Origin of the sequence: Blastococcus sp. MG754426 (genome assembly GCF_021699055.1) — a bacterium.
Taxonomy (GTDB): domain Bacteria; phylum Actinomycetota; class Actinomycetes; order Mycobacteriales; family Geodermatophilaceae; genus Blastococcus.
Genome location: NZ_SSXC01000066.1, coordinates 1 through 24,932, shown reverse-complemented (window position 1 = coordinate 24,932; position 24,932 = coordinate 1). Strand labels below are relative to the sequence as shown.

At 71.0% G+C, this 24,932-nt stretch carries 22 protein-coding genes and 1 pseudogene; 8 read left to right on the top strand and 15 right to left on the bottom strand.

Features of this window, described 5'->3' with window-relative positions:
- Window positions 1-44: 44 nt before the first annotated feature.
- A complete protein-coding gene (locus E9549_RS17735) occupies window positions 45-1,121 on the bottom strand; it encodes a TerB N-terminal domain-containing protein (protein ID WP_236827918.1) in 1,077 nt (358 codons plus the stop codon).
- 672 nt (window positions 1,122-1,793) lie between these two features.
- Between E9549_RS17735 and E9549_RS17730 the strand changes: the two genes are divergently transcribed.
- The 5 genes from E9549_RS17730 (at window position 1,794) to E9549_RS17710 (ending at window position 8,911) form a co-directional block, all read left to right on the top strand.
- Entirely contained in the window at window positions 1,794-3,140 is a 1,347-nt protein-coding gene (locus E9549_RS17730) for a hypothetical protein (protein WP_236827917.1), read from the top strand.
- Window positions 3,137-3,715, top strand: coding sequence for a hypothetical protein (locus tag E9549_RS17725; protein WP_236827916.1), 579 nt, complete (start codon window positions 3,137-3,139; stop codon window positions 3,713-3,715). Before E9549_RS17730 ends, E9549_RS17725 begins: the two co-directional genes overlap by 4 nt.
- Entirely contained in the window at window positions 3,712-4,356 is a 645-nt protein-coding gene (locus E9549_RS17720) for a hypothetical protein (protein ID WP_236827915.1), read from the top strand. Before E9549_RS17725 ends, E9549_RS17720 begins: the two co-directional genes overlap by 4 nt.
- Window positions 4,356-7,526 carry a hypothetical protein gene (locus E9549_RS17715; RefSeq protein WP_236827914.1) on the top strand — a complete coding sequence of 1,057 codons (3,171 nt, stop codon included), beginning with the start codon at window positions 4,356-4,358 and terminating at the stop codon, window positions 7,524-7,526. Before E9549_RS17720 ends, E9549_RS17715 begins: the two co-directional genes overlap by 1 nt.
- A 128-nt stretch (window positions 7,527-7,654) precedes the next feature.
- Window positions 7,655-8,911 carry a DUF2399 domain-containing protein gene (locus E9549_RS17710; protein WP_236827913.1) on the top strand — a complete coding sequence of 419 codons (1,257 nt, stop codon included), beginning with the start codon at window positions 7,655-7,657 and terminating at the stop codon, window positions 8,909-8,911.
- 253 nt (window positions 8,912-9,164) lie between these two features.
- Here the strand turns inward: E9549_RS17710 and E9549_RS17705 are convergent, their stop codons facing one another.
- On the bottom strand, window positions 9,165-9,383 hold the full coding sequence (locus tag E9549_RS17705; RefSeq protein WP_236827912.1) for a helix-turn-helix domain-containing protein: 219 nt from the start codon (window positions 9,381-9,383) through the stop codon (window positions 9,165-9,167).
- A gap of 121 nt (window positions 9,384-9,504) precedes the next feature.
- On the opposite strand from E9549_RS17705, the gene E9549_RS17700 reads away from it, so the two are divergent.
- Window positions 9,505-9,972 carry a hypothetical protein gene (locus tag E9549_RS17700; protein ID WP_236827911.1) on the top strand — a complete coding sequence of 156 codons (468 nt, stop codon included), beginning with the start codon at window positions 9,505-9,507 and terminating at the stop codon, window positions 9,970-9,972.
- 124 nt (window positions 9,973-10,096) lie between these two features.
- On the opposite strand, the gene E9549_RS17695 is transcribed toward E9549_RS17700, so the two are convergent.
- The 5 genes and pseudogenes from E9549_RS17695 to E9549_RS24525 form a co-directional block, all read right to left on the bottom strand.
- On the bottom strand, window positions 10,097-10,723 hold the full coding sequence (locus E9549_RS17695; protein ID WP_236827910.1) for a hypothetical protein: 627 nt from the start codon (window positions 10,721-10,723) through the stop codon (window positions 10,097-10,099).
- Complete coding sequence (locus E9549_RS17690; protein WP_236827909.1) at window positions 10,720-11,637, bottom strand: hypothetical protein; 918 nt, start codon at window positions 11,635-11,637, stop codon at window positions 10,720-10,722. Before E9549_RS17690 ends, E9549_RS17695 begins: the two co-directional genes overlap by 4 nt.
- An 83-nt stretch (window positions 11,638-11,720) precedes the next feature.
- Window positions 11,721-12,134 (bottom strand): hypothetical protein, encoded by a 414-nt coding sequence (locus E9549_RS17685; protein WP_236827908.1) that lies wholly within the window; start codon window positions 12,132-12,134, stop codon window positions 11,721-11,723.
- 255 nt (window positions 12,135-12,389) lie between these two features.
- Window positions 12,390-12,602 (bottom strand): PDZ domain-containing protein, encoded by a 213-nt coding sequence (locus E9549_RS24530; protein ID WP_374201456.1) that lies wholly within the window; start codon window positions 12,600-12,602, stop codon window positions 12,390-12,392.
- Window positions 12,603-12,726: 124 nt separating this feature from the next.
- Window positions 12,727-13,248, bottom strand: a pseudogene (locus E9549_RS24525) (S1C family serine protease); the annotation flags it as partial.
- A gap of 660 nt (window positions 13,249-13,908) precedes the next feature.
- Between E9549_RS24525 and E9549_RS17675 the strand changes: the two are divergent.
- The gene (locus tag E9549_RS17675; protein WP_308191121.1) at window positions 13,909-14,583 is read left to right on the top strand and encodes a Crp/Fnr family transcriptional regulator; all 675 of its coding nucleotides are present in this window, start codon (window positions 13,909-13,911) and stop codon (window positions 14,581-14,583) included.
- Window positions 14,584-15,734: 1,151 nt separating this feature from the next.
- Here E9549_RS17675 and E9549_RS17670 read toward each other — a convergent pair.
- The 7 genes from E9549_RS17670 to E9549_RS17640 all read right to left on the bottom strand — a co-directional run bounded on the left by E9549_RS17670 (window position 15,735) and on the right by E9549_RS17640 (window position 22,366).
- Complete coding sequence (locus tag E9549_RS17670) at window positions 15,735-16,313, bottom strand: NYN domain-containing protein (RefSeq protein ID WP_236827905.1); 579 nt, start codon at window positions 16,311-16,313, stop codon at window positions 15,735-15,737.
- A gap of 252 nt (window positions 16,314-16,565) precedes the next feature.
- Window positions 16,566-17,174: an adenylate kinase gene (locus E9549_RS17665; RefSeq protein ID WP_236827904.1), complete on the bottom strand. Its 609-nt coding sequence runs from the start codon at window positions 17,172-17,174 to the stop codon at window positions 16,566-16,568.
- Between the two features lie 331 nt (window positions 17,175-17,505).
- Window positions 17,506-17,979 (bottom strand): general stress protein, encoded by a 474-nt coding sequence (locus E9549_RS17660; RefSeq protein WP_236827903.1) that lies wholly within the window; start codon window positions 17,977-17,979, stop codon window positions 17,506-17,508.
- A 339-nt stretch (window positions 17,980-18,318) separates the two neighbouring features.
- On the bottom strand, window positions 18,319-18,792 hold the full coding sequence (locus E9549_RS17655) for a hypothetical protein (RefSeq protein ID WP_236827902.1): 474 nt from the start codon (window positions 18,790-18,792) through the stop codon (window positions 18,319-18,321).
- A gap of 398 nt (window positions 18,793-19,190) precedes the next feature.
- Window positions 19,191-20,582 carry an amylo-alpha-1,6-glucosidase gene (locus E9549_RS17650; RefSeq protein ID WP_236827901.1) on the bottom strand — a complete coding sequence of 464 codons (1,392 nt, stop codon included), beginning with the start codon at window positions 20,580-20,582 and terminating at the stop codon, window positions 19,191-19,193.
- Complete coding sequence (locus E9549_RS17645; protein ID WP_236827900.1) at window positions 20,512-21,318, bottom strand: glycogen debranching N-terminal domain-containing protein; 807 nt, start codon at window positions 21,316-21,318, stop codon at window positions 20,512-20,514. Before E9549_RS17645 ends, E9549_RS17650 begins: the two co-directional genes overlap by 71 nt.
- A 1-nt stretch (window position 21,319) precedes the next feature.
- Window positions 21,320-22,366 carry a glycosyltransferase family 4 protein gene (locus E9549_RS17640; RefSeq protein WP_236827899.1) on the bottom strand — a complete coding sequence of 349 codons (1,047 nt, stop codon included), beginning with the start codon at window positions 22,364-22,366 and terminating at the stop codon, window positions 21,320-21,322.
- 478 nt (window positions 22,367-22,844) lie between these two features.
- On the opposite strand from E9549_RS17640, the gene E9549_RS17635 reads away from it, so the two are divergent.
- Window positions 22,845-23,942 carry a DivIVA domain-containing protein gene (locus E9549_RS17635; RefSeq protein WP_236827898.1) on the top strand — a complete coding sequence of 366 codons (1,098 nt, stop codon included), beginning with the start codon at window positions 22,845-22,847 and terminating at the stop codon, window positions 23,940-23,942.
- On the opposite strand, the gene E9549_RS17630 is transcribed toward E9549_RS17635, so the two are convergent.
- Entirely contained in the window at window positions 23,930-24,379 is a 450-nt protein-coding gene (locus tag E9549_RS17630; protein ID WP_236827897.1) for an STAS domain-containing protein, read from the bottom strand. The genes E9549_RS17635 and E9549_RS17630 overlap by 13 nt on opposite strands.
- Window positions 24,380-24,932: the final 553 nt, after the last annotated feature.

Below are 24,932 nucleotides of genomic sequence, written 5' to 3'. Positions count from 1 at the left end.
GCAGCTCCACTCCACGCCCGGAGGTCCTCCCCTCACAAGATCCCTCAGTCAGATCCCGGAGTCACAGCTCCTCGACCAACGTCTCCGGTCAGTACAGCTAGCTCGGCAATTTCGGCCAGCTTCGTGAGCGGGCCTTGCAGGCCTCGGACGTCGGGGAGGCCGAGGTCCTTGGTGATGCCCGGCAGGCCGGCGCTGGCTGGCCGGTAATCCAGTCGCAGGCGCTTCTTGTTCTCCTTGACGACGAGGCCGTCGCCGAAGCGGCGGGTGTAGAGCGCCTGGAAGGCGGCGGCGAACTGCTCCGGGCAGCGCTTTACTGGAGTCCGGGTTCGGCTTTCGGGGTGCTGCTGCCACCAGGCTTGGGCCCAGGCGGGCGGAATGGGTCGTCCATCAGCAAGCAGCTGTCCCAAGCCGACGCAGACTTCGAACGGGATCTCATAACTCCAGTCCGTCGGCGCCGGCGGGGGGTTGAGGTATCGGCGGCTGCCGTCGAGGGGTGTCGCCCACTGCAGCAGGTTGGTGGCGTAGCCACCGAAGGAGTGGTTGTGGCCGTAGAGGTCGAGCAGGCGTCGGATCTCCTGCAGAAGGACTGGGCGCTCCGGGTGGCCTTCTGCCAGGTCGTGGGTTAGGCGTCGTTCCAGGCCGTAGAAGTAGAGGAAGACGAACCCGATGGGCGCCTCAGGATGGTTGCGGCCTTCGGCCAGCCACCTCAGATAGCCGCCTCGTTCGCTCGGGTTGAGGTTGCTGTAGGACGGCCAGTAGCCCAGTCCGATTCCGCTGCTGTCGGCGCGGGCCAGGTCGACGGGCAGGGTCGGATCGATCAGCGAGGGTTCGGTCTCGTAGCCGCGAGCGGAGGGGAGGCCGGAGCCGACGTAGAGGAGGCCGCCGTGGATGGGCAGCCGGGCGATCGTGGCCGTCGTGGCGGCCGGTAGCCATCGCCCGGGCTGGGAGGACCGTTTCGGTCGCGGCGGAGGAGGGACGCTGGGTAGCGCCGTGTCCAGCCAGACGGTGTGCTCCCCCGGTCTGTCGGACTCGATGCGCACCCGAGGCTGCAGGACCGGTTGCGGCGGCTGCGGCTGGTCGGCATCTGTGGTGCTCCGGCGCCATTTGGTCAGCCACCCCATGCCGCTCCCCCGTCTGTGCTTCCTGCTGCCTCGCTTGATCGCGGCGTGCATGTGCGGGCAGCGCGGTGCCGCTTGCCTGCCGGGCCAGGGTAGGTCGGGATGCGACTCTGTTCGGTGCTTGTGCTGGCACGGCCGGCTCGTGCGGCTCATTGGTGAGCTGACGACACCTGCGTCACACCAGATCACGCAAGGCAGGCGGCGCTTCGCCTGCCCCGAGGCGGCCAGCGCCCCGTTGCGACCTCCGGGCCGATGACCGGAACTGGCGAGGCCGGCAAACAGGACGGATGCGCCTGACTCGGCGACCGTGTTGCGCGGACGAGCCTCACGGCTGGAAGCGGATGGCGAGGACAGCAATGTCGTCCTCCCGGTCGTCCTTGACCGGGTGGGGCTGTGATCGAGCAGCGCGTCAGACGCGAGGTGCTGGCCGCTGCGAGCGGCACAGCCGCATCGAGGCTCGCGTCGATGCCACGGTCGATGGCGCGGCGTTCGATCAGCCCGTCGGTGTAGAGCAGCACCGTGCTCCCAGCACTGACCTCGCGCGCCCGGTTGGGCGGAAAACGGGCGGATCGCCGCCCGGTCTCGCATGCACCCGGAAGGGGGATCACGGACCGAAACTGTCGCTGGCTGCCAATACCGTCCGGGCTCACCGAGAGGGTGAGGAGCCGACAGCTTATGGACGAGGACGGACTGTTCGACGTACCCAGCCCGGCTGTTGCGCGCGCTCGCGACGGGCGGATCAGCGATGCGCGGCTGTTGCAGCACCTGCGTTCCTTCGTCGCTCCGATCGCGGCCGATGCCGGTGCGGTGGTCGAGGATCCGCGGGCATTGGAGATGGCACGCGATCTGGCCGAGGCGTTCGCCGATCATCCCGGCGTCTCCGGAATGACCAAGGCCCAGGTGCAGGCGGCGGTCGCTCGGCGCCGGCCGGTCGATGCGGCGCTGTTCGAAGCCCGGTTCGACCTGTTCGTCCGGATGGGGCTGATCCGGCCGTTCTTGGAGAAGAAGCACCAGCCGCGGTACGTGCTGGACCCGGCGGGGATGGCCGGTTTGCTCGTGTTCGAGCGGCTCGGCGCGACCGGCGGCGTCGACGAGATGATCATGCTGTTGGACCGCACCCGCTGGCTGATCGAGCACGGCCACGCCGACCGGGAACTGGTCGTCAGTCATCTGCGGCGGTGCCGGCAGCTGCTGTCGGTGTACGGGGCGACGCTGGCCCGGCTGATTCAGAGCGCACCGATCGGGGAGTTGATCGCCGAGCAGCGCCATCACGATCCGCGTCGGGTGGAGGAGCAGGTGCATGCGCTCAACCGGCTGGTCACCGACCGCTTCGGTCGTGACCACCAGTTGGGCGAGCTGGCGTTCGGGCTGGTGGAGGCCGAGCTGAGCTACCGACAGCAGGTGCTAGCCGCGGTCGACCGAGTGCTGGATCAAGGTGGGGCGTCGCTGGATTTCAGCGTGCTTACCCCCGAGCAGTACCTGTCTGCGGCGCTGGAGGCCGATGTACTGCAGCTGGCCGAGGTCGGCGGGCACCTGGTGGTCGACCCGCCGCAGCCGTGGCTGGATCCGGGAGCCGTGGTCGACGCGCTCGATGAGTACGCGCCGCGGCGGCGCATCCGGGTTCGTCCGCCGGAACCGGCCGGCAACGTGGACCCGGATCCGCTGGCGGCGCTGGAGCGCCGGCACGCCGACGACCAGCGGCGCCGCCGGTTGGCTATCGAGGAGCACCTCCAGGGCGGGCAGCAGGTGGAGCTGACGGGGCGACTGCGTGCCCTGGGATGGCCCGCCGCGGCTGAGCAGCTGATGGACCTGCTGGCGGTCGCGCACGACCCGGGGCAGCCGTTCGCGGTGGAGCTGGGGCAGCTGCTGCTGATCGATGCAGAGGGTCCGGTGACCTACTGGCATCCGGTGTTCCTGCGGCGCAGCGATGCGCCGGCGGAATCCGACGCCGTACCCGGGAGCAGGAACGGTGCCGCGGCGAAGCCTGCCGCCGCGATAGACGAGAGCGAGCAGCGGGCATGACCGAACCGATTGCCGAGGCCGCGGTGCTGTTGGCCGCGGTGCGCGCGACCGGCGGGCTGCCGACTAGCGCCAGCGACCCGGCGGCGGTCGGTGCGGCCGCCGTGGCGGCTGCCGCTGCCGGCCGCAGTCTGCTTCGGGTACCGGTCCCCTCCCCCGCTACCAGTCCGCGGCTCGTCGACGGGCTGACGCTGGGCTGGCAGCCGCAGACGACGCCGTCACCGGAGGAGACCCACACCTACCGGGTCCGCCAGGCGGGAACGATGGCCCGACTGACGTGGGCCTGCTGCCTGGGACTGGCCTGGACCGACCGGTCGGCCGATCCGCATCCCGGTGAACCGTTCACCCGGGCCGCGGTCGTCGACCTAGCAGGTCAGCTCGGGGCGCCGGCGATGTGGGTGAAGTCCGCATTGGACCACGAGTTGCGGCCAGCACTGCTCGTCGTCGGCGATGGCGACCGGCTAAGGCTGGGACCTGCGGCCGCCGGACTGCCCGGCGCGTTCGTCGAGGCCCTGCGGCGTTTCCACGACCGGCTCCCGGCCGCGGAGCAACCCGGGAATCGAGAGGGTGCGCGATGACGCCGCTGGCCGCCGACGAGGACGCGGCGGTCCGGGACGCGATCGGCGCGTTGGAAATCGCCGAAGGGATCGTGCCCACCACAGCCTTCATGGCGCTGCGGGAGCCGGCGCTGCGGCGGGTGGTGGCCGACCGGCTGGCCGCATGCGGACGGGTGCTCATTCCGGTCGATCAGGGCTGGGTCAGCGGCTACGACGATGCGGTCGCCAACGCCTTGGTCTCCCGCGGCTACGGCACCGTGTGTCCGGTGGATCGGGCTGTGCTGGCGCTGGTGCTGTTGCGGACCGTGGCGATTCCGCGCGCCCGCGGCGAGGTCGCCGGCGAAGCGTGGGTGGTCGAGCACGGCGCCCGCCCGACCAGCATCGATGAGTTGGCGCAGAACCGGCATCTGACCAAGGCGCAGATCACCACCTCGGTGCGGCGTCTGCGGACGCTCGGGCTGCTGCGTCCCGGTCACCGAGCCGATCTGGTGCCAGGCCCGGCGCTGCTGCGCCTCACCCGGCAGCGGACCACATGGCTGTGGGAGGACCTGCTGCTGCTCGCCGCACCCGACAGCCCGTACGCGCACGCGCTGCGCGCTCGGCGCGCCGGCCCGTCGGGGGCCGACGCGGCAGTCGCCGTCCCGGCAGAGGAGAAGGCTTGATGACCCTGTTCGACACTGCCGCGCCCATCGACACGGTGCCGGCCTCGGGCGACGCGGGCCTCGGGGTGATCGGCACGCGGCAACTGCTCGCCGTGCAGACGTTCGACATTGCCCGGCTGACCAGCCATCCGGTGGTGCTGCGGCCGTCGTCGTTCATCGCGGTAACCGGTCGCGGGCCGCGAGACTCCAACGAATCAGGCAAGACCTCGTTCAACGCGGCGGTCGCCCTGCTGCTGGGCGACCCTGAGTGGCGGGTGTCCGGCGGCGGCGTCGCCGAAGTCGCTCAACTGTTGTTCGAACCTGACACTGCCGGAGTCGCCGCGGCCCGGTTCCCGGCTGCGCAGGTCGGGTTCATCGTCGGTGTGTTCGCTGACCCCGACGAGCCCGCCGGAACCGCCCACACGGTGTGGATGCGCATCGCCTCCACCCCGAAGTATCTGACCGTCCGGCACGCCCCCGGCGTGCACCTGGTGCAGGCCGACACCGACGCCGAGCGGCACCAGTTGGCGCCGAAGGTGTGGCAGTCGCTGCGGTCCGACGAGCTCGGCGCGCAGGGCTACATCGACGCCCTCTACGGGCGCAGCCCCCGCTGCCTGGCCTACGTCGCCGCCCGCGGCAAACAACGCAGCGGCCCGTCCCTGCTGAAAATGGATGCTGGCGCATTCCGACCGGAGGACATCGGTGCCGCGCTGGTCCGGCTCACCGGCCGTAGCGCCGCGCTGGAGACCGAGCAAGCCCAACGCCGCGAACTGGCCACTCAGGAGGCGGCCCTGGCCGAGACGAAGGCCGACCACGAACGCCATCTCAGCCGCGAGGAAGACATCCTCGCCGACGTGCGGCAGCGGAGCCGGGTACGCGACCACCTCGACGAGGGACAGCGGTTCTGGCGTCAGCATCTGGCCCGCGGGCTGCTCGACACGCTGGCCCGGCAGGCCGCCCTACGGCAGGAGCTGGCTGCGGCCCAGGACGCGTTGGCCGAGCAGGAGCAGGCCTACACCGCCACCCGCGACGCCGAACGTGCTCTCGCCGACGACGCCGGCGTGGCCGCCCGCGCCCGCGCCGCACAGGAGGCCTACGCGCAGGCCGACGCCGAGCACAGCGAGGCCATCCGGCGCGAGTCGGGGCTGGCGACTGAGGCCGCTCGGCTCCGCGAAGACCTGATCCGGCTAGAAGCCCGCGGTGCCCTGCGCTCCCGGCTGTCGATAGCCGAGGCCGAGGCCCGACTTGCCGAGGCCCGGCGGGCGCGGGCTCGTGAAGAGGGTCGGGCACACGCCGCCGAGCAAAGCGTGGAGGCGCTGAGCGAGCAGTTGCGCGACACCGAAGCCGGCCGCGGCGGTGACGCCGGGCGCTGCCTCGCCGTGCTCGCCGACGCCGGTGTCGCCGCGGTCGGGCTCCTCGATGCCGTCGAGGTCGAACCGGCTGCCCGCAGTGAGTGGGAGCCCCGCCTGCACCCGTGGCGGGATGCGGTCTGCGTGCACACCGACCAGGTCTCGCATGCGGTCGCCGAACTGGCCGCCGTGCCCGGCGCCATTGTCATCGGCGGCGCGGACGACCAGACAGGTCCGCCCACCGGGCTGCGCACCGCCCCGCCCTGGGCGCACGCCTTCCTCACGGAGCTGGCTGCACGGGTCACCGCGGGACCGCATGCGGTCGACACTGTCATCGATGCCGGCTTGCACGTGACCGTCGTCGGTGGCTTTCCCCATCCGACGACCGGCCGCACGCAACTGGTGGCCGCCCTGCGCCGTCGACTCGACGACGCCGAGGCCGAGCACCGCGCCGCCGACGCGGCCGCCGGGCGCGCCGGGGAGCGCGAGGAGATCGCTGCCGCCGCTCTGGACGCCGCCCGCGCCGCCGCCGAGCATGCGCAGGCGAGCGCGCGGCTGCGGCAGGTCGAGGAGGAGCACTTGCCCGCCGCAGGCCGACGGGTGCAGCAGCAGGCCGAGCGGCGCAGCGCACTGGAGGACGCCTACACCCAGGCGCGGTCGGAAGTGACCGCGCTGGAGGCGGCCCGGACCGCCGCCGCAGCCGCACGCCGCAGTGCCGAGGGCAACCTGACCGCGGCGCGCAGCGCGGTCGCCGAGATCCAGCGCAGCCTCGACGGCATGGGCCTGGACTACTGGCTGGCCGAGTTCGGCGGCAGCGACCGCGACGCCCGCGACGAACTCAACTGGGACGACAACCCACTGCAGTGGGAAGACGGGCATGCCCGCCCGACCGGTCCGGCGGATCCGACCCGAGAGTGGGAACGCCGCACTCGGGACACATTGCGCAACCGGGCCAATGACCGGCTGACCGCGATCGTCACCCTGCTCGACATCGACCGATCCAGCGGCGCGGGCGCGCCCACCGCGGAGATCACCGAGGCGGTCCGTCAGCGCGAACACCTCGCCGACAGCGCCGGCACCCGGCTGGGCCGCGACGAGATCGGCTTCACCGGGCTGGCGCAAGCCATCGACGCCTGGCTGGCGCGCTACGCCGACCGGGACCTACACGCCTCCGAGCAAATCCGCACCACGCGAGCGCAGCGCCAACAAGAAATCACCTTCGCCGAGGAAAAGTTGGCCGGGATGCAGTCCGGCCTGGACAACATCCAAGACAGTCTGGAGCAGCGGATCGAGGGCAACCTCGCCGCCATCAGCGAGGCACTCAACCGGCTCAACCTCTCCGCCCAGGGTTTCGGCGCCCAACTGGACTGGGAGGTGCTGCGCCCTGCTGGGGCAGAGGACGCCTGGACGTGGCGGGTCGTGCCGAAGTGGCGGCGCTCCCCCGGCGGGCGAATGTTGCGCTACGACAACGCCACCAACTCCGCGCAGGAGAAGCTGTTCAGCGTCCACCTGGTCTTGGCCGCACTACTGGCCAGCCCACATCCGCAAGGCCGGGTGCTCATCCTCGACGAGTTGGGCGACTCACTCGGCGATGAACACCGCCGGGACGTGCTTACCGCAGTCGCCGACGTCGCCGCCGAGTACGGCATCACCGTGCTGGGCACCTGCCAGGACGCGGTCATGCCCGACGCGGCCGCCTACTGCGGCGAGGTCCTCTACTTCAGCTATCCGTCCAAGGCCGAGGCGCTCAACCAGCCCACCCGCATGTTCGGCTTCGACGAGCACCGTGCCCGGGTGGAGTTGACCGCCGAGGCGCTGCTCGCCGGCCGGCCATGGACCTGACCGACCCGCACAGGTCACCAGATGAGCCGGCGCTGACCCGCGCCGTCCGCCGCTTCACCGCCACCCTGGGCCCGGCGGTGTCGCTGGACGGGGTACCCGCCGGCCTGGTCGCCCGGTCGGTGCAGCGGGTGGTCGCCGACGGTGCCGGGTGGCGCGTCGTCCCCGACCGGCGCCGGCGGCTGCGGCTGACCGCGGTCGCCCTCACCGCAGCCGACGACGTGGACGCTCCCGCCGCACCGGACCCGGCCGGAGCGGATGCGTCGTTCGTGCTGGGGGCAGCGCGGCGGACCTGGGCGGCGGTACAGCGACGGTTCGGTGCGCGGGCGTGGCCGCTCGCGGAAGAGTGTGCGCGCGCCGGACTTGTCGCCGTGTGCTGCACGGTCACCGAAGACATGCGCTTGGGCGCGCCAACCGGCTGGCACCTGCTCGACCGCGGTGCACGGCTGGCCCAGGCACGGGCCTCCGCGGTGACCGCACGCCGCGAGCAGATCGAACAGCGCCGCGATGACCTGCTCACCCGGCTCGTTGCAGCACACACCGACGGGGATCCCGTCCTGGGCATCTCGTCCGCCGCCGCCGCGTCCCTGGTCCACGCGCTGCGCCACGAGACCGGCCGCGTCCGCCGTTTGGTGCTGCTCGCGGCGGCCACCGACCTGCTCGACGGCGTCACCCACGACGGCCCCCGCGCGTTCTCGCTGGCCCACTTCGCCGACAGCAAGATCCGCGACGACGCGCTCGGGGTGCTAGCCGACGCCGGCGTCGACGCGGAGGTCGCCATCGCCCTCGGCCTGCGCCGCGCACCGCGGCTCGGAGTCGCCGGCGCGGTCGACGCGGAACGAGCCGGCACCCGGGTGGCCTTGTCCGCCCTTGACGGGCCGGTGCTCATCCGGGCCGACCAGCCCGACCTGACGTTGATCAGCCATGCCGAGCATCTGGTGATCGTGGAGAACCTGCAGGCCGCAGAGGCGCTCGCCGAACGCGTCGCCGCGCCGGGGACGACCGTCGCCGTGGTGTACACCGCTGGCACCCCGAGCGCGGCCGCGCTCGATCTGCTTGTCGCGCTCATGAACCAGGTCCCGCGGGTGCTGCTCTGTCCGGATGCCGACCTCGGCGGAGTTCGGATCGCTGCCGCGGTCCTGGATGCGTTGCCCGCCGAGGTGGCCGCGCGGGTGATCTTGTGCGATCCCGGTGAGTGGCCGCACCGCCGACAGCGCCCCTGGCCGATCGACGGTGCCACGGTTCAGGGACTCCGTGAGCGGCTGGACGGGTCGGCTGGACGGTTGGCCGGGGCGTGTCTGGCGCGCGGCTACCGCGTGGAACAGGAAGACACCGTCCGCGTCGCCGTCGAGCACTGGCTGGCCACCGGTCGGGCGCGGCCAGTGTGACCTGTCCGGGTCGCCGGCCTGCCGGGCCGGCCCGGGCGGCGCTGACCAGCGCCGCGCCTTAGCGCCGGTGTGTCTAACCACGTTGGTGAATCGGCGAGGACGAGCCCGACGTCCGCTCGCGGCCCCGGGCGGCCGGACCAGCCACCCGTGCTGGCGCATCGGCTTGGGTGTCGGGGCCCAGGTGGGCGGGGCCATGTCCGGGCGGGTTGGGAGTTTTCCGAGTGAGCGGGAGGACTGTCGGCGCGCGACGCGGTTACTCCGGCAGCAGGTTCCCGACCGGGATGTGCAGGGCGTCGCTGAGCGCGTAGAGGGTGGCGACGGTGGGGTTGGCGGCGCCACGCTCGATGCGCTGCACGTGCTCGGTGCCCACACCAGAGGCTTGCGCGAGCGCCTCCTGGGTCAGGTCCGCGGCGCGGCGCGCCTGACGCAGGCGATCGCCCAGGGCGCGGCTGCGCTCGGAGTTCAGAGTCACGTGGGGGCTGGACTTGCGACCGGACACGGAGAGCAACCGTCCGTGTACTCGACACCCCTTACCACGGCATAAATGCTGTGTTTGGGTGGTGTCGGTCCCACCGCTCCCCGAAGGGAAACCGATGCCCGACGACACCCAGCCCTGCGCTTGCTGGCAGATGGTCGCCGAGGACGGTCAGCGGCACACCGCCGCCTGGCTCGGCATGCACGAGCGCATCGCGGTCACCACCCGCGACGGGCACCGGATCGAGGGACGGCCGGACGGTCCCGTCTGGTTCACCAGAGAGCAGGGCCGGGAACTACCCGGCCTCGGCGTTGAACTGGACGACGGAACGGTCATCGACATGCCCTTGAACGAGGTGCAGACCATCACCCCGCTCGTGGCGCCGGACCCCGAAAGGATCCTGGAGGAGGTGGCGCATGCGGTGCGCCATCCGTTCGCCATCGAGGACGGCCAGACCGGCTGGACGCTGATCGCCGACTCGCATCACACCGTGGAAGTCGAGATCACCGTGCGGCACACCCCGTGCCATGGACACACGCCAGGAGAACCGCCGTTCCGGTTCCTCATCCAGACCCTGCGGCCGTAGCGGACTTAGCCGTCGCGGTGCGATGGCACGGGGGCCTGCCGTGCGCACCGGACTGAGAACGGATCCACCCGTGTTCGCCAGCCTGCAGGTGCCGGGCAGGCGCCGCGCCTGCTGCGCGTGTTGGTCAGGGCGTACGCAGAGCGATGAGCAGATCGATCCGGGCGTTCCGCTCCGCCGGGGCGAGGGTGTCGTGCAGCGTGCGTGCCTCGCCGGGCGTAAAGCCCGCGGCGATGTAGCGGGCGGCGTCGGAGCGCGGCCTGACCCCGGCGCTCCACATGGCGTGCACGGTCTCGACGTGGTCGAGGTCGGGGCCGGTGAGATCGTCGAGGAGGTAGGTGTCCAGCCACGCCTCGCTGCCGTCGGCGGCGGTGACCCACGTGGTCACCTCCAGGACGATCCGGCGAGCCGGCAGGTACTGGGCGCTGGCGATCAGCCGACTGGTCGAGCGCAACTCCCCCTGGTCGGTGAGAACTCGGCCGCGCACCGGAATGTGCAGCACGTCGACTCCCCCGGTGAGCAGATGACGCAGCCGGACCAGGCTGGTACTGCTCATTGTCAGTGTGAACTCGTGATAGGCGGCGCGGCCGAACAGCGAGGGCAGTACCTGCGAGGTCACCGTGACCTCGGTGCCGTCGGTGGAGACGTGCAAGCCGATGCGGCGCATGTCGGCGATCCAGGGCGCTGTGCCGCAGGTTGACGCGGCGTGGCCGGGGGCGGCGGTACGGCGGTGGGACGGCTCGGTGCGGGTCATCCACCGGCTCCCGTCCAGACGACGGGCGCGGCCCAGGGGTCGGGTGTTGCCGACGGGTCGGCGAGAGGCTGCCCGCCGGCCGACTGCGCGGCCTGCTGCTCGAAGGCGTCGTCTTCATCGTCGAGGTCCCGGTCGTCGAAGCCCCAGTCGAACCAGGGCAGGACCACTTCGGTCGCCGGTGGCCAGGGGGCCTGCAGGCTGCGCCGAGCCTGGAGGTGGAGGGTGACCGGTCGGCGGCGCTCGCACGGCAGCGCGGTGATCACGACGCGGGCGACCTCAGTGAGCGCCACAGGAAGCGGGGTCATGTCGCCCCAGGTGCAGGCGACGGTCGGTGCCGCGCTCCGTTCGCTGGCGAAGGCCAGCAGGTCGCTGGCGCATCGGCGGGTGTTCTCGACGCTGTCCACGCTGGCGGTGCGCTTCTCACCGTCATAGACGCCGCCGGGTTGGAAGGCGTAGGGCCGGGCGTGCTCGACGTTGTCGATGAGTACCAGGCTGGGTCCGTGGTCCGGCTCGTGGTCGGCGAGCGCCGCGATGAGGTTGTCCACGGTGGACCGGAACGGTCCGATCAGTGGCAGTCCGCGACGGCGGGCGGTGAAGTGACCGCGCTCAGGCGGGCAGCAGCCACACGCATCGCTGACGCCCGCATAGTGGGGGCCGAGCCGATTGCATCCCTCTTCCGGCCAGTGCTGGTAGGGCTCGTCGGCGCAGGTGTAGACGACCGGACGGCAGCGGTCCACGGTGTCCAGCAGGAGTTGCCCCACCAGGGTCGACCAGGGGCCGCGGCGCACCGATTGCCCTGGCAGTCGCAGGATGGTGAGCGCTGCGGTGGGCAGCCCGTCGGGTAGGTGGTGGGCCAGCGCGCGCACGGTCCACTGTGCAGGCTGCGGCTGCTCGAAGGTCATCTCGAAGGTCATCACCGTGATGGCATCGGCGCGATTCGGTATTGACTTGTCCGACCGCTCAACCTTTTTCTCGGGCGCTGCGGATGGGGAGGGCGTCAGAACGGGGCGGGCTCCCCGGCTGCCCACCGCTGGCCGCCGGGCATGGGCCGCGTGGCCGGCTGCACGTCCGGCTGCGTCTCGGTGGGCACGGCGGTGGGCGTGATCGCCTCTGCGCGGTGGATGCCCGGGGTCCAGCCGCGGCCGGCCCAGTCGTTGATCACCTCCTTGACCGCGCGGTGCCCGGCCTGCTGCTGCAGCGTGGCCGCGAAGTGACCGGCTAGGTCGGCCAGGAGGGCAAGACAGAGTTCCACGTCGGTCTCGGCCAAGGTGGTGACGTCCCGCCGCGCCTGGTCGTAGGCCTCCGCCAGGCGCTCCTCGACCGGCTGATCGTCAGCCTGGTGCGGACGCTGCGTGATCGCGAGGTGCAGCATGACGAAGTCGAGGACGTCGTTTCCGGGGTTGCCGCGCATGGGGACCTTCTCTTGCTAGCCAGCATCGTCACGTCTGGCATCGGCCGAAGTTGCGCGTCGGTGTACCTGTTCGCCGGCCGTAGTTCACGGCGCGTGAAGTAGTGCGCCGTTCGCGTCGAGCGCTGCCGGCCGTCAGGGGTGACCCGGGCACGGTGCCGGACGGGTGGTTCGCGGACGGCGGGGCCCAGCGCGAGGCAGCCGACGGGTCCGGGGGTCGGCGTGAATCCAGCCGCTGGCCGACGGCTGGGAGGTGTGTCAGAGTTTGCCGAGGGTCACCTGCAGTCGCCGCTCGTCGCCGCCGCTGATCACCGTCACGGTGACCGTCTCCCCTACCTGGAGATCGGCCAGGACGGCGCCCAGAACCTGCAGCGACGGGGTGGCGGTGCCGTTGATGGAGACGACGATGTCGCCCGGCCGGACCGGCCTGGTCGGCCGGGCCTCCCGGGTCGACCGAGACCACGCCGACACCTCGGGGTTGTCCGGAGGCGTCCACCACCGTGGTGACCCCCACGCCGAGCGCCGCCCGACCCGACTCGGTCACCGCGCCGGTGGCGATCAACTGGTCGGCCAGACGCCTGACCGTGTTGGACGGGATGGCGAACCCGATCCCGGGAGCCAGGCCACCGGCTTCCGCATTGGTGGCGGCGACGGTGGGAATGCCGATGACGTGCCCGTCGAGGTTGACGAGGGCGCCGCCGCTGTTGCCGGGGTTGATCGCCGCGGACGTCTGGATCGTGTTCGGCAGGGTGGCCGGCGGGGAGAACTCGGTGGCTGGCTCGGAGACCTCGCGGCCGAGCGCTGAGACGATTCCGTCGGTGACCGTGGCCGAGAGTCCGAGCGGATTGCCCATGGCCAGGACGATGTCGCCGACGTGCACGTCGGAGGAGTCGGCGAAGGTGGCCGGCTCCAGCCCGGCCGGGTCATCGACCTTGATCACGGCGATGTCGTCGGGTTGGAAGGTGCCCACCAGGGTGGCCTGCAGCGGAGTGGCCGATCCGGAGGTCAGGACGTCGAAGTCCTTGTCGGCCCCGACGACGTGGGCGTTGGTGACGATGTGCCCCGCGTCGTCGTAGACGACGCCGGAGCCAAGCCCGGTTGAGGACCGAATCTCCACCACGGACGGCAGGACGTTAGCGATGACGCGTTGCTAGGCGTCCTGCAAGCCCTGGACGGAACTGGCCTGACCGCCCGAGGACTCGGCTGCGCTGGTGGTGGACGCAGCCGATGTGCCGTCACCTTGCTGGTGCACCCACCCACGACAGCCACGGCCGCCAGCGCGAGCGCGGTACGGCGGAGGCGGAAGGTGTGCGGTCGGGTGCCGACTGGTTGACGCATGTGACAGGCCTCCTTCCACGGGAAGCGCGCCATGCATGTCCCGTTGCGCGCTTGGCTAATCCCCAGAGGACTCGCTCCTCCACTGCCGGATCCCGAGGAGGCTGAAGAATGGCTCATGCGTTCGCCGTTCGTCCTCCTTTCGGGGACGCGCGAAAGGGGCGTGATGCGTTTTCAGTGGAGCCCGTGATGCGGCACAGTCGCCGAGGCTTTATGACGCAGTCGGCTGTTCTGACTGCTCGACATTCGCCACCGGCTCATTGTCAAGACTATCGAAGTTGTTTTCCGTAAGCGACGGAATGCGAAGCAACGTTTCGGCAAGCGCTGACAGCTCAACCGGGCATGAGTGGCGAATAGGTGCTCCGCTTCTTATTCTTTCGCCGGACGCGGGATGAGGGCCCCGACCAATCCGCTTGCCTGCCACCGAAGGAGGATGCGCGCCGTGAATGACGTACTGAGCCGGTCCGGCCTCTTCCACGGGCTACCGGCGGAGGTCATCGAACCGGTCGCAGCACGGCTGGAGACGCTCGCCGTTCCGGCCGGCACGGTGATCTTCCGCGAAGGGGAACCAGGCGATGCCCTCTACATCGTCCTCGCCGGGAGGATCCGGCTGACCCGTCGCTCACCGGACGGCAAGGAGAAGGTGCTGGCCCAGTTGGGGCCAGCAGAGCACTTCGGGGAGCTCGCGGTGTTCGAGCCGTGTCCGCGCACCGAAACAGCCACCACGGTGACCGACGTACAGCTGGCTCGCGTGCCCCATTCGGTGTTGCGTCCATGGATCGAGTCGCACCCGGAGATCGGAGAGCGGCTCCTGCGCGTGCTGGCCCGCCGCTTGTGGGGGACGAAGCCGTGGGTGCCCGATCTGTTCTTCACCGACGTTCCAGGTCGACTCGCCCGAGCACTGATGCTGCTGACCGACAAGTTCGGTCGTCGGACTCCTGAAGGGGTACGCCTCCAGTTCGACGTCAGCGTGCAGGAGCTGACCGGCTTGGTAGGGGCCTCGCCCGAGACGGTGGAGTCGGCTATGGCCGACTTCGTCGAGCGTGGCTGGATCCGCCGGGAGGGCGGCTCGATACTGATCCTCGATCCCGACCAGTTGCGCCGCCGGGTGCGCTAACCGGGACAACGCCGCCGACGGCGAGCCGCTCGCCATCGACTCGTGGAGTCCTCGTTGACGGCCGCGGTGGTTCCAGGCGGTACTCCGCTGAACGGGCCCGAGGTTGATGCGTGTCGGCGGACGGTCCGCGGCGGCAGGTCGTCGGTGCACTGAGCGCCGACCGGGGTGAGCGTTCCCGGTCATTTGTGATGGCTCTCGGAGCCATTCGCCTCGTTGAGCAGCCGTACCACGGTCCGGTGGGCGCCGACAGTGTCCAAGGATCGGGCGGCGTAGTCCTCGTCGAGCAGCGCGTCAAGCCACCTGTCGTACTTGTTGGACGCTTGCCCTGGACGGAGGCCGCCAGAGCGAGCGGGTCCGCGGGACCGGTCTGAGCCAGCATGGTGAGGACGGCGAGCAGTTGGGAGCGGTCGTTCCGCTCACAGGTGATGGTCGCGCTCGGCCGAGGTGAGTTGGCTGTAGGCGGGCCAGTAGCCGAGGCCCCAGCCACTGCTGTCCGCCCGCAGCAGTCGACCGGTAGCGCTGGGTCGAGCAACGAGGGGTCGACCTTATAGCCGCGCACCGACGGCAGGTCGAATCCGACGTAGAGCAGGCCACCGTGGATCGGCAGCCCGGCGATCGTGGTGGTCGTTCCGTGAGGCAGCCACCGCCTCGGACGGCGTGCCCTCTTCGGACGGTGCGGCGATGGGCGACGGCGGGGCGCGCCAAGTCCAGCCGAACCGTGTACTCGCCGGGTCGATCGGACTCAAAGAGGAGGCGGGGCTGCACCGTCGGCTGCGGCTGCGGCAGGTGGGCGTCTGTCGCGCCTCGACGCAACCTCGCAAGCCATCCCATGCCGCTCCCCCGTCTCCCGGGCGGGACGGCGTCTCTGTCCCGCCTCCCCGACCGCAGCAGAGCCTAGGTCGAGATACGACACCGTCCGGTGCGTCGGCCTCTCGACCGGATCGTGCGGCCCACGCGTGCGCTGACGGCACCTGCGTCACACGCCCGGGCAAGCACGGTCACCTGGCAGCGTCGACTTCTCCTCCGCATAGGGCAGCGGCGGCCGTTCACTGGCAGGAGGTTTCGACGCGCGCGGGTCAGGCGTCTGACGCGCCGCGGGGATCGAGCAGCGTGCGGGCGATCAGACCAGAGAGGGGTGGCCGCGTGTCTGGTCACGGGGAGTCGGACACGGCTCCGGCTTCCGTCCCCGGGCCAGCGCCGCGGGCAGCGAAGAACGGTGCCAGGAAGGTCCGGTCGAGGTCGAGCACGTCGTCGACCTCCCACAGGAGGGCGTCGGCGATCTTGCTGTTGCCGGCCGGTTCGACCGCCAGAAGGATCACTTGGACGCCCAGGGACTGCGCCTCGGCGACGCCTTCGCGGAGATCCTCGTCGCCGGCCAACAAATAGGCGCTGGCGACGGAGCGCTGCCGAGCCAGGGTGGTCAGGTCGCGGTAGACCAGCGCGTCCACGCCCTTCTGTGCGCCTCCGACGAGTCGCCCGAGACGCAGCTTGGTGTAGGGGTGGCCGCGGACGGCCTCGTGCTCTGCGGTGAGCCGTCCTTCGCGGCTGGCGTCGTACCAGTACGTGCGCAGGAGCGGCAGCCGCGCGTGCTCCGCGACGAGTGCGGTCAGCGCGTTGAGCAGTGGCCCGATGCGGACGTCAAGGTCGTGGCGGCGGTTGTTCGCCACGGTCAGGTTGCCGCCCGCTGCGAGCAGGTTGCCTGCGTCCACCAGCAGGACGGTTCGGTCCACGGGGTCCACCCTGTGCGGGGCAGCCAGCCGGCGCAGTGCCGACACGCCGGACGCCCTGCATCCTCGCCATCCGCGGCCGGCACAGCTCCGTTGAGCCTCGTAGACGGTCGTTTCCGGTGCTAGATGGCCTTGCGCGACTCGTCGCTCGGACCGGGCGGGCGTGGCCGTCATGAAACAGAGATCGGCGGCGGCCGCCTCGCGTTAGGTGTGGCTGCGGAGCCGACGGACGTCCGGGCGTGCTGGGGCTGGCGGTCACGGTGAGCGGCAGGACGCGACGGTGTGCAGCGCGGTCATGACCCGCTGCGTGACCTGATCGACCGGACCCGAGGCATCGATGCGTACCAGGACTCCTTCTGCTTCGTAGTACTCGGTGAGCGGAGCCGTCTGCTCGCGATAGACGGTCAGCCGGTGACGGATGGTGTCGGGCTGGTCGTCCGGACGCCGTCCTCCGGCGGTGTCACCCGTCACCCGTCGGGTGGCCAGCCGGCGGATGACTTCGTTCTCCTCGACGACAAGCTCCAGCGCGCAGTCCAGTCGGGTCCGCATTCCGGCCAGGATTGCGCGCAGGGCGTCGGCCTGCCGGACGGTGCGCGGGAATCCGTCGAGCACGAATCCGGCGCGGGCGTCCGGTTGGGTGAGCCGGTCTTCGACCATGGCGATGGTGACCTCGTCGGGCACGAACTCACCCGCATCGAGGTAGGGCCTGACTCGTCGGCCCAGGTCGGTCTGCTCGGCGACATGGGCGCGGAAGATCTGCCCGGTTGAGATCGCCGGAACGCCCAGCCGATCGGCGATTTGCCGCGCCTGCGTGCCCTTGCCTGCCCCGGGCGGCCCCAACAAGACAACCCGCACCGTGTCCACGCTCCTTCGCGCCACCTCGGAATGTCGTGGGCTGCCGCTGCGCCGGTGATGCCCCGGTCGACGGCCGTGCTGCGACTGCACCGGGTTGCCGAACCAGTGCTGCCTGGCCCGGGGCGAAAGCTCGGGTGCGAGGAGGCTCGCGTGCGACGGACGGGACCTCTTCGCGCGTCGTGGCCGCCGACCGCGACGACCAGCACGTCGGCGGACGGATCGCCGTCACCGACCGGGGGCCGCAGCGGCGTCGACGCGGCTGCGACTGTCCCCGTCCACCGCGGCGGGTGTGCGGAGCCGCCGGTCCATGTTCGGTCAGCGGCTCCGCTGCGGTCAGGGATCAGGCCGTCTGGGTCAGACGCATCGCTTCGTCGTAGTAGGCGGCGTCGACCTGGACCTCGTACTCGTCGGCTTCGAGGCCGGTCACGCTGGCGAAGTCGCGTGCTCCGCCGGTGAGCGCGTGCCCAACTGCACCGAGGATCGCGCCGAAGACCGCGCCGATGAGGACGGTGGTGAGCAGAACACCCCACCACACCGGGCCGATCGTGAAGATCGTGAACAGCAGCGCGATGAACAGGCCTAGCCAGGCGCCGCTGCCGGCGCCGTAGAGGGCGGCTCGGCCGGTGGTCATCCGCCCGGTGACCGTCTCCACGGTGCGGAGGCCGTTGCCGACGATTCGGGTGCGTTCGACCGGGAACTTGGCGTCCGACAGCCGGTCCACCAGCCGCTGGGCCTCGGCGTAGGTACCGAAGCGGGCCAGCGTCAGCAGGCGGCCGGTCGCGGCGCTGGTGGTGTTGGGGGAAACGGTGGTCATGGTCGGCTCCCTTCTGGTGGTTCGCTTCCCCATCTTCGGCAGTACTTCGGCTACCGCAGTGGATGAGAGCTGAAACACCGAATTTGGGAGCGACAGGTTGCTGGTTTGCGCGGTCTGCGGTGGCCTCAGTGCGGCGTTCGGATGCGACAGCCGGATCCCTCACGCGCTCCGGTCGGTCTACACCGTTGCCCGCTCCCCCGCCCCCTGGGGCGCGGCGACGACCGTGGTGCTTGACGCTGCAGCGTGCTCTCACCATGCGGACCCACGCTGCCTGCGGGCGTGCTCCTGCTCGTTGCGGGCACCACCGGCGCTGTCACCCCGGCGCCGGACCGAAGGCGGTCAGGCTGCCGGTAAGGCGGCCCAACCTCCGTCCTCCTCCCGTGCCAGCACCGTGATGCTGGCAGCGACGGCTTGCAGCCGTCCGCTGACCAGGTCGCCGGTGCGCGTGACCACGTGCACCTCGGCGCGGGTTGCGAGGCGGGCGAAGACGTGGTCGTTGCTGGCGACGAGAAGGCGTGTGGCTCCGCCCCTGCGTAGGCGCTTGGCCTGGCGCAGCAGCACTCCGTCGGCGCCGGCGGGATCGCGGCTTCCGCAGAGAACTCGAATGCCGTGCGCGCGCAGGTCGTCGCCGTACAGGCGGAACGCACGCCAATTTGCGGCCGCCACCTTCGGCGCCGTGGGCGGCACGAGGGCACTGAGCGTCTGCGCGAAGGAGTTCATCTGGGTGAGGGGGACGGCGACGTTGTCCAGGTCCCACAGCAGCGCAGTGGCGACGAGGTCGGAGGGGCAGCGGGCTCCGGTCGGCGTGGACATGTGCGGACGGTGCCGTACGCCGCCGACAGTTCCGGTGCGACAGGACCCGCCGCTGCGGGGAATAGCGCGGCTGGCAGGCTTGTTGTCCGGCGCGTCCACCTCGTAGGAGGTGGGGCAGGCTGATTCCCGCAGCCACCGCCCTGAACGGGTCGCCGCTCCGGCGGTGTACCTGCGGAGAGGGTCACCCCGTAGGGGGTGCAGCGGTGCCGCGGGGACAGCTGCTGGGTGGTGACGAGGGACCGCCGGGTGCTCGGCGGTCCCTCCTCGTGTCCCGACGTCGACCTCAGTCAGACTGGCGCGGGCTCGTACCTGCTGGGTCCTCATCTGCGGGCCTGATTGCTCTTGACCCGATTGCCTTTCGCCACCGCGCGTCACAGCGCCGCTGCGGCTCGGTCGTGTCACTGGTCAGCCGTGGCCGCAGCTCCCTTGAGCAGCCACTCGTCAGGCAGACCTTCCACAGTGGCCGAGTCCTGAGCCGCGTCGATGCGCACCTGAGTGCAACCCACCGCGAGTCCGTTGAGCACGACGTGCCCCCAGCTGGCCGGAAGCCGGGGCTGCAGCGTCAGGGTGCGGGACGGCACGTCGAGCTCGACGCCCAGCAGCGCCCGGACCAGGAGCAGCGGCGCAGCACTGGCCCAGGCCTGCGGCGAGCACGACGTCGGGTACGGCACCGGCTGGCCGAACCTGTGCCGGGCGAAGCCGCAGAACAGTTCCGGCAGCCGGCCCCCGAACGCTGCGGCCGCATCGAGGAGGCCGTTGGCCAGCCGGTGGGCGAGCTCGACGGCTCCGGGCAGGTGGGCGTACCGGATGAGGCCGGCCACGGCGATCGCGGTGTCGTGCGGCCAGACCGAGCCGTTGTGGTAGCTCATGGGGTTGTAGGCGCCCATGTCCGCGGCCAGGGTGCGCAGCCCGTAGCCGGTGTCCATGCGGGAGTCGGCCAGCCGTTCGATGAGCGCTGCGGCGTGCTCATCGGTGACGATGCCGCTCCACAGGCAGTGACCGACGTTGCTGGTCAGCGCATCCAACGGCCGCTTGTCCCGATCCAGGGCCACGGCGAACCAGCCCTGGTCGGGCAGCCAGAACTTCTCGGCGAAGGCGGTGCGCAGCACGGCGGCGCGGGCCCGCAGGCGCTGAGCGGTGTCCTGGTCGCCGAAGGCCTCGGCGAGCTCGGCGCGAGCCAGGCGCGCGGCATAGGCATAGCCCTGCGCCTCGCACAGCGCGATCGGCGCGACGCCGAGGTGACCGGCGGCATCGTTGATGCCGTCGAAGCTGTCCTTCCAGCCCTGGTTGACCAGCCCGCGGTCGGTGGCTCGCCGGTACTCCAGGAATCCGTCGCCGTCACGGTCGCCGTAGCGGTCCATCCACTCCAGGGCGGCGTCCGCGGCCGGCAGCAGCTCACGGACCACCTGTTCCGGGATGCCCCACCGCCAGGCCTCGGCGAGAAGCAGGACGAACAGTGGCGTGGCATCGACGGTGCCGTAGTAGCGGCTGCCGCCCAGGGCGGTGTCCCGGTCGGGGCCCAGTCGCAGCTCGTGCAGGATCCGCCCGGGTTCTTCCTCGGTGTGCGGATCGACCCGTCGTCCCTGCCACTGGGCGAGCGTCTCCAGCGTGCCCTGGGCCAGTGACGTCTCCAGCGGCAGCGCCATGTAGCTGCTGAGCAGGCTGTCGCGGCCGAACAGCGTCATGAACCACGGAGCCCCCGCCGCGACCACGGGCCGGTCACCGGGCAGGTCGTGGATCTGCAGAACGCCGAGGTCGTCCTCGGTCCGCCGCAGTGTCTCGGCGAGCACCGGATGGTCGGCGGTGATCGTCGTGCTGGCCTGGCGCCAGCGGCGCAGCTGCCGGGCCGGTCCGCTGGTCTCGACTCTTTCCCCGCGGTTGACCCTGGGCTGCAGTACGCGGCCGTCGAGCACCGGCTGTGCGGTGACCTCGGTGCACCAGCTGCCGCGCGGCGGCACGACCACCCGCCAGGTGAAGCCGGCGGGGGGTGACGGTCGGGTTCTCGGTGGCGATGAGTCGCAGTCCGCGGTCGCCGTCGGCCGCGGTCAGGACGAGTGCGTCGGCGTCGACGTGGACGTTCGCCTCCCCCGGGCCGGGTCGGCCCTCCTTCACCGCGAACAGGTCGGCGAAGTCGGCGCTCACCCACAGCGACAGGCTGGCCGTCGTGGCCTCCGTTCCCAAGTTCTCCACGGTCACGACCTCGCGCAGGCCGTCGGCCACCAGCCGCTCCCGGACCAGCAGCAGGGTGCTGTCGGCCCGGCCGGGAACGGGTGGCCGGCGCAGCAGGAACCGGGCGCTGTAGGCCTCCTGGCCCAACACCGACAGCGGGGACGGCGAAGCACCGTCGAGGCGGAGCTCGAATCGGGACAGCAAGCGGGCGTCGCGGAAGTACAACCCCTGCGCGCCACCCGGGATGACGTCGCCGGTGGCCTCGGATAGGCAGAACGTGGCGCCGTCGACCAGGGTGACCAGTCCGCTGCCGGCCGAGACGACCACGGGCTCGCTGGCGTTGAGTGGCGCGGTCATGTCAGCCCACCTCAGCCAGGGCGGTGTCCGCGGCCAGCGTGGACCGGTAACCGGCCGCCTTCCCGGTGTGTGCGGAGATCGCCTTCCGATAGGCGGACACGTAGCCCTCCGCCATTCGGTCGGCCGAGAACCGCTCGATCACGCTGGCCCGGCAGTCGTGCGGGTCCAGGCCGGTCACCGCGGTCAGCGCAGCGGGCAGTTGGTCGGGGTGGTCGCAGACCAGGCCCGTGACGCCGTCGGTGACCACCTCGGCGACCGCGCCGCCGCGGAGGGCGACCACGGGGGTGCCGCAGACCATCGCCTCGATCATGACCATGCCGAAGGGCTCCTCCCACTGGATGGGGAAGAGCAGGCAGCGGGCACCAGCGAGCAGGTCCCGCTTGGTCATCGCGTCGGCCACGCCCATGAGCCGGTCGCTGCTGCGCAGCCGGGGCCGCACCTCGCGGTCGAAGTACTCGTGCTCGATGGGCTCGCTGCACTTACCGGCCAGCACCAGCGGCACACCTGCCGCGTGCGCGGCGTCCAGCGCCAGGTGCGGCGCCTTCTGCGGGTGGAACCGGCCGAGAAACAGCGCGTAGTCACCCTTCTCGGCGCGGAAGGGCCACTCCTCCGGGCGCAGGGCGTTGTGAACCACGCCGAGCCAGTTCAGGTCCGGTGCTAGCTCCCGCTGCCGGTGGCTGATACCGACCAGCCCGACGTCGGCGCCGAGGTCGCGGTAGTAGCGGTACATGTCGGCGTCGACCGGACCGTGCACGGTGAGCACCGTCGGAATACCGCGCCGCCGGAGCAACCCCGCGTTGAGCGGGCCGGCCAGGGTGTGGTCGTGCACGACGTCGAGCTCGCCGGCGTCGGCCAGCCGCAGGAGAGCCTTGCGTGCCGCGGCGGCGTGCACGATCTCCGGCGTCGGCTCTCCCAGCCGCTGCGGCACCGGCTCGGGCCACAGCGGCACGAACTCCGCCCGGGTCGTCGAGCGACCGGCGCCCAGCAGCGTGACCTGGTGGCCCTGGGCGGCCAGCGCGTCCGCCAGGTCGGCCACCACGGCTTCCACGCCGCCATAACCACCCGGCGGAACCTCGAAGTACGGCGGGGCCACCAGCGCAACCCGCAGCGGCTGGGCACTACGGTCGCCGACGCTCCGATGCACGGAGCGGGCCCACAGATCGGGCGACTGCTTCTCCAGGTCAACCAGCACAGGGATCCTCCGCAAAGGACTTCTGAACCAGAAGACGGACGGCACTGTCCGAGGGGCGCGGTGAGCCGGCGACGACACAGGCACGCCGCTCACCTGCGTCTATTGATCTAGCAGTCGAGCGGCGAGCTGAGCAACTCGACCGGCCCGCGATGGCGGTGTCGCGTCACATCACGCGAGTCGCGGACAGCAGCTGTGGCACCGATCACGCTGCGATTGCCGTCACGCCGGCTGGGCAACGCCCGAGGCAACGCCTCATCCGGTGCGCCCTCAGCAGGGACTTTACACTCCGATCAGCTCGACAAGATCATGTTTGCGTAGCCCGTGGAGAGCGTCGATGACCGTGCAGCAGGACTCAGCCACGCCCGCCCAGGTCCAGTCGCCGGCCGCAGAGGAGCCGGCGCCGCCGCCGTCGCCGCAGCGAGGGCGACCGAACCTCTCCGGCGACCTGCCATCGATGCTCGACTCCGGTCCTGCGTTCACCTCAGCGCTGCGCGGCTACGACCGGCTGCAGGTGGACAACTACGTCGCATGGGCCGAGAACGAGTTGTCCGCCTCCCGCCGCGCAATCCGCGAGCTGGTGAAGCGACTGGGCAGCCGCGAGGCAGAGCTGCAGCGGGCCCAGCAGGTACTGGCGCAGTCCCCCCGAAGCCGCGAGCTGACCGCGGTATCCGACCGTGTCGCGGAGATGCTGCGGCTGGCAGCGGAGGAGGCCGATGCCGCTCGGGCCGCAGGGGCGGCCGAGGCCGCCGACATCGTCGCGCAAGCCCACGTCGAAGCGGACCTGATCAAGCGGCGGGCGCAGCACCTGGAAGCGAAGGCGGCCACTCGCTTCGATGAAGCCGAACGCCTCCAGGCTGAGGCGAGGTCCTCGGTGGACAGTGCGCTCGTCGAAGCCGAGCAGATCGGGCAGCAGGCGGCCGTCGAACGACAGCGACTGGATGAGCAGGCAGCCCAGGCCCGGGCTCGTGCCGCGGCTGCCGCGGCGCAGCAGCTGGCCGCCGAGGAAGAGCGGTCCCGCGAGGCTCGTAAGGCCGCCGAAGCACAGGCAGCCGCACGAGTCGCCGACGCCGAGCAGCGGCTGGAGCTGCTGCTTGACCGGCAGGAAAGCGTACGAGAGTTTCTGCGCCGGCTGACCGATCAGCTGGATGAGGCCCTGCGCCTGGTCACCGACGATCCAGCGCGGGAGTTCTCCTTCTCAGCCAACATCGCCCTGGAGCCGGTCGAGGACCGGTCGAGTCCGCAGACCGATAAGCCGGACGTGGCGCACATCTTGGCCAACGTGGGCCACGGTCGCCGGACGGCATCCACGACAGGTGCCCGTACTGCGGCTCTGTCGCTCGCCGCCGCGACGGCACCCGGTAGGGGTCAGGAGGGCACGCCACCGCGGGAGCGGGCATCCCGCAGTGGCACAGCCGACGTTCAGAGGCTGTAGCACTTGGCCAGGGGGTAGGCCGCTTGCACATAACTCGCCACCGGCCCATGGCCGTCGGCAGGCGTGCTGCCCCATGCCTGGCCGGCGTCGGGAAACACATGGTGATGCAGACGGATGGTCGCCAGCGCCCTGCGCAGCCACCGGCCTGCACCCACCACGGTCATCGTTGCACCGTGCCGCAGCGCCCTGCGGTAGGTCACACTGATGGCCCGCAGCCCGCTGACATCGCAGAAGTGCAACCCCCGGGCGTCGATTACCCAGTGGCCCAGTTCGGCAGCAGCCAACGCGCGGGCGCCATCCAACAACTGACGGGCGGTCTGGCGGTCCAGCTCACCCACCAAGGTGATACAGCCGCGGGTTGTGTCCACGCTGACATCCAGCTGCGTGGCCAGCGGCTCATCGACATGATGAGCAGCGAGCCGAACCGGGGACTGCACGCCTGAACCTCCCTGTGCACGCCTCACAGGGGCATGCGCCGGTCGGGTGACCCGGAACTTCGCCGCGCGGACGTTCGTGCCCGCCCTGTTGTGTGGATTCCTCGCCGCGCAGGGTAGCCAGGACCGCCGACGAGGGACTGTCTCGGCGTCGTGACATCTGTCGAGGTCAGCGCAGCTCAACGACAGTTTCTGCTGCCTAGCCTCCGAGCGATGCAAGGCCGAAAGAATCTGAGCTCGGCCGTGCCGCTCTTCGGCGAAGCAGGGACAGCCGGCGGATCAGGCACATGAGCACCGTTCCCATAGCACGGGCACGCCGGGGCCAGTCAGGTCCTCGCAGAAGACCCTGCGTTCGACCATGGCCATCGGCAGCGCCAGAGTCTCGCCTGTGACCAGGGGGCCTTGCCTGCGATGAGGGGCTATCCCTGGCCTCCAGTCGCAGGCCACGGATGACTCAATGTCCCGCCCCGGGTTCAGTGGAGGCTCGAAACTGACGCGGCGACGGTAGCCGCCGCGGGGTTGTGCCGGTAGAAGGTGTCCTCGTGCTCGGCCGGTG

Coding starts and splice junctions, on each gene's coding strand:
- E9549_RS17735 (WP_236827918.1), bottom strand. CDS start 1,121: ATGGGGTGGCTGACCAAATGGCGCCGGAGCACCACAGATGCCGACCAG.
- E9549_RS17730 (WP_236827917.1), top strand. CDS start 1,794: ATGGACGAGGACGGACTGTTCGACGTACCCAGCCCGGCTGTTGCGCGC.
- E9549_RS17725 (WP_236827916.1), top strand. CDS start 3,137: ATGACCGAACCGATTGCCGAGGCCGCGGTGCTGTTGGCCGCGGTGCGC.
- E9549_RS17720 (WP_236827915.1), top strand. CDS start 3,712: ATGACGCCGCTGGCCGCCGACGAGGACGCGGCGGTCCGGGACGCGATC.
- E9549_RS17715 (WP_236827914.1), top strand. CDS start 4,356: ATGACCCTGTTCGACACTGCCGCGCCCATCGACACGGTGCCGGCCTCG.
- E9549_RS17700 (WP_236827911.1), top strand. CDS start 9,505: ATGCCCGACGACACCCAGCCCTGCGCTTGCTGGCAGATGGTCGCCGAG.
- E9549_RS17695 (WP_236827910.1), bottom strand. CDS start 10,723: ATGACCCGCACCGAGCCGTCCCACCGCCGTACCGCCGCCCCCGGCCAC.
- E9549_RS17690 (WP_236827909.1), bottom strand. CDS start 11,637: ATGACCTTCGAGATGACCTTCGAGCAGCCGCAGCCTGCACAGTGGACC.
- E9549_RS17685 (WP_236827908.1), bottom strand. CDS start 12,134: ATGCGCGGCAACCCCGGAAACGACGTCCTCGACTTCGTCATGCTGCAC.
- E9549_RS17660 (WP_236827903.1), bottom strand. CDS start 17,979: ATGACCACCGTTTCCCCCAACACCACCAGCGCCGCGACCGGCCGCCTG.
- E9549_RS17655 (WP_236827902.1), bottom strand. CDS start 18,792: ATGTCCACGCCGACCGGAGCCCGCTGCCCCTCCGACCTCGTCGCCACT.
- E9549_RS17645 (WP_236827900.1), bottom strand. CDS start 21,318: ATGACCGCGCCACTCAACGCCAGCGAGCCCGTGGTCGTCTCGGCCGGC.
- E9549_RS17635 (WP_236827898.1), top strand. CDS start 22,845: ATGACCGTGCAGCAGGACTCAGCCACGCCCGCCCAGGTCCAGTCGCCG.